This is a genomic window from Streptomyces sp. W16, from assembly GCF_033194735.1.
Classification (GTDB): domain Bacteria; phylum Actinomycetota; class Actinomycetes; order Streptomycetales; family Streptomycetaceae; genus Streptomyces.
Map to the genome: position 1 here is coordinate 1 of NZ_JAWOAI010000808.1, position 3,150 is coordinate 3,150.

Sequence of the window (3,150 nt, forward strand, 5' to 3'; positions counted from 1 at the left end):
GGCGCGGGCCGCCGCTCGGCGCAGGCGGCGCGAGGTGCTGGCGCGGATCGCGGCCGAGCCGATCGACGTACCGCGCCTGGCTCCGCACCGGCTGGCGGGACTGGCAATCGAGCACCACAAGGAGCGGGGACGGGGATACGAGCGATGGGGGCCGTCGCCGGATCCCGGCACAGTCGAGAGCACCGATCCCGCCGTCCTCGACCGTTGGAAGGTCGAGTATCTGCGTCACCGGCTGGCTCGTTACGACGAGCTTCTGAACGGGCTCGGGAGTGCCGGGCGGGCCGCGGCGGAGGAGTTGCTCAGGCGGCGGCTCGACGCGGCCATCGTCGAGGCGTACCCGCTCCTTGCACAGGAGTGCGAACGCCAGTTGCCTGAACGGGAGTGCGGTCCACCTCCGGAATGACATGCCCGGGCGATGTCCCCGACGCCCTCGGCCGACCGCCGACGGCGACCCTACGCTCCGGGGCCATGAAGGATGATCAAGTCCAGCGTGTGCACGAGCGTTTGGCCGCCGCTCCCGGGCTGCGTCCCGTCTCGCTCGGCGGAGGCCGCCGCTTCGGCCTCTGGGATCTGGCCTCGCTCGCCGAGGGCGCCCTCGGCGTGTGCGTCGATCCCGACTCGCTCACGGTGTCGATCGAGAAGCGGCTGCGGGCGCGGCTGGGGACAACCGGGCGTGAGCACAGGTACGACGAGGATTTCTGCCGGAGGTACTGGATCTGGCAGCCCGGCGGCGAGCGCGGGCCGGTGGGGACGATCGCCGTCGCCACCTGGCCGAGCGGCTCGGGCGCGCTGCATGTCTCGTCGCTGTCCGTCCATCCCGTTGCCCGACGCCAGGGGCTGGCCTCGGCCGCGCTGGACACGGTGTACGAGGCCTGCCGCGCCGAAGAGCTGCACGGATTCCGTCTGGCCACCTACTGGACCTGGCAGCGGACGGTCCGCTACTACCTGGGCCGCGGGTTGTGGGTCACCTCGTGGAAGGACGCGCTGGGACTGGCCCGGCTGTCATACCTGCCCCGGTACGAAGTCCGGGAGTCCGAGGGCGAGTTGGTGTTTCTGGCGAGCCCGGGCGACGACTCCGGGGCGGATCTCGCCCCGCTCCTCGTGGCCGGGGACACCGATGGCCGGCTCGTCCTGCGGGAGACGGAGCAGTACCGACACCTGCCGGACCGGCTCGACGCAGTACGCCGGTACGCGCGATCGACCCTGGCGCTGCATCTGGCCGTACGGGGACGGCCGTTGGTACGTGGAGAGGAGGAGCGGGACAGGGCACACCGGTCATGCGACATCGGCGAACCGGAAGGACTGGCGTACAAGATCGGGGTCTTCGAGCGCGTGGCGCGGGAGGAGGGGTGGCGGGTGGACACCCCGCTCCCGGAATCCGGCGGCGCTCCGGCTGCACCAGACGCCGACTGTCCGTGGCCTGCAGGTAATTCGGATGCGGGCGCCGTCGTCCACGTGATCCGCTGACGTCCTGCAGCGCGCCGCCCTGCCGCCAACCCCCGCCCCTGGGAGACCCCGTGCTCGAACGCGTCACCGTCCCCGGTCTCTTTCCGCCGCCCAAGTACTCCCACGCCACCGTCGTCGAAGCCGGTACGAGGCTCGCCTTTCTCGCCGGTTCGGTGCCCCTCGACGCCGATGGCAAGGTGATCGGCGAGGGGAACGCGGTGCGGCAGGCCGAGCAGGTGCTCGTGAATCTGGGTGCCCAACTACGCTCCGTCGGCAGCGACTTGGGGCATGTCGTGGCGACCGACGTCTACGTCGTGAGCAGTGAGCCCTCGGTGTTGTCCGCCGTGTGGGAGGTGGTCGAGGCCTCCGGGCTGAGCGCGGGGCCGCACTCGTCCACGCTCGTCGGTGTGGCGTGCCTCGGGTATCCGGGCCAGCTCGTGGAGATCACGGCGACGGCCGTCGTACCGGAAGAAGTGGCGCAGCCGTGAGCCCCGGCGCCGAGCCGGACGTCACCCTCCGCCGGGCGACCGCCCCCGATGCTCGCCCCGCCGCCGACGTGTGGCTGCGGTCCTTCGCCGCCGCACTGCCGACCGTCGTCAGCCCGCGGTCCGCCGAGGACGTGCGCGACTACTTCCGGGACGTCGTCGTGCCGCTGCGCGAGGTCTGGGTGGCCGACGCGGGGGACGGCGGCGGAATTGTCGGACTCATGGTGCTCAACGGCGATCTGCTGTCGCAGCTCTACCTCGATCCGGACTGGCGCGGGCGCGGCCTCGGGGACCGGTTCGTGGAGCTGGCCAAGGAGCGGAGTCCGGGGGGCCTGCGGCTGTGGACCTTCCAGGTGAACAAGCCCGCCCACCGGTTCTACGAGCGGCACGGTTTCGTCGCCGTCGAGTTCACGGACGGCAGCACCAACGAGGAGCGGGAGCCGGACGTGCGGTACGTGTGGGAGCCCAACTCCTAGGTCAGGGGCCCGCGTTGCGGGCCAGTTCCAAGGCGTACGACGGCCACCACTGGCCCGCCGCCGGGCCGCCCCGGCAGGCGCCGTCGGACTCGCCGGGGCGTTTGATCCACAGGTAGGCGTCGAGAAGGGGGTTGTCCGTGCGGGTCGTCGGTGGGGTGCCCAGTGCGCGGCCGGGCGGATTGCACCACGTGTCGGTGCCGGAGTAGGGGCCGTTGCCGTTGCGGCTGGTGTCGATGACGTAGTGCTTGCCGGCGAGGTCCTTGGAGAGCTGGTCGCCGTACGTCGAACTCGCCTTGTTCGTCTGGAAGTTGGAGACGTTCAGGGCGACCCCGTCGGCACAGGCGACGCCGGACGCCTTCAGCGCGTCGACCAGTCGCCAGGCCTCGGGGATCCAACCGGAGTTGCCGGCGTCGAGGTAGACGTGGGTGCGCGGCCGGCGTCTGAGGCGGTCGACGGCGTACGCGAGCAGGGCGTAGCGGTCGTTCGCCACGACCCGGGTGCAGCCGGCGACCACCTGGGCGACGGCGTCGGGTTCGACGATGACGTAGGCGCCCCGGTCGCCGAGGGCGGTCGCGAACTCGTCGATCCAGGCGCGGTAGGCGGCTGCGGTGGGGGCACCGCCCAGCGAGTACTGGCCGCAGTCGCGGTTCGGGATGTAGTACGCCACGAGTACGGCGACGCGGCCGGCGCGGGCGGCGGCGATGGTGCGGGCGACGACCGCACTCCTGCCGACGTCCTGGCAA

Annotated in this window: 4 protein-coding genes and 1 pseudogene; 4 read left to right on the forward strand and 1 reads right to left on the reverse strand. The window is 71.8% G+C overall.

The window, feature by feature from the left end; translation table 11 throughout:
* From R6V09_RS49615 to R6V09_RS49630, 4 genes and pseudogenes are all read left to right on the forward strand, one after another.
* Window positions 1–403 (forward strand): annotated as a pseudogene (locus tag R6V09_RS49615) (hypothetical protein); the annotation flags it as partial.
* A gap of 65 nt (window positions 404–468) precedes the next feature.
* Window positions 469–1,467: a GNAT family N-acetyltransferase gene (locus R6V09_RS49620; protein ID WP_317888012.1), complete on the forward strand. Its 999-nt coding sequence runs from the start codon at window positions 469–471 to the stop codon at window positions 1,465–1,467.
* Between the two features lie 50 nt (window positions 1,468–1,517).
* Window positions 1,518–1,934 carry a RidA family protein gene (locus R6V09_RS49625; RefSeq protein ID WP_317888013.1) on the forward strand — a complete coding sequence of 139 codons (417 nt, stop codon included), beginning with the start codon at window positions 1,518–1,520 and terminating at the stop codon, window positions 1,932–1,934.
* Entirely contained in the window at window positions 1,931–2,407 is a 477-nt protein-coding gene (locus R6V09_RS49630; RefSeq protein ID WP_317888014.1) for a GNAT family N-acetyltransferase, read from the forward strand. Before R6V09_RS49625 ends, R6V09_RS49630 begins: the two co-directional genes overlap by 4 nt.
* A 1-nt stretch (window position 2,408) precedes the next feature.
* Here the strand turns inward: R6V09_RS49630 and R6V09_RS49635 are convergent.
* Window positions 2,409–3,150: glycoside hydrolase family 6 protein (locus tag R6V09_RS49635; protein ID WP_317888015.1), on the reverse strand; the 742-nt coding region annotated here is incomplete at its 5' end.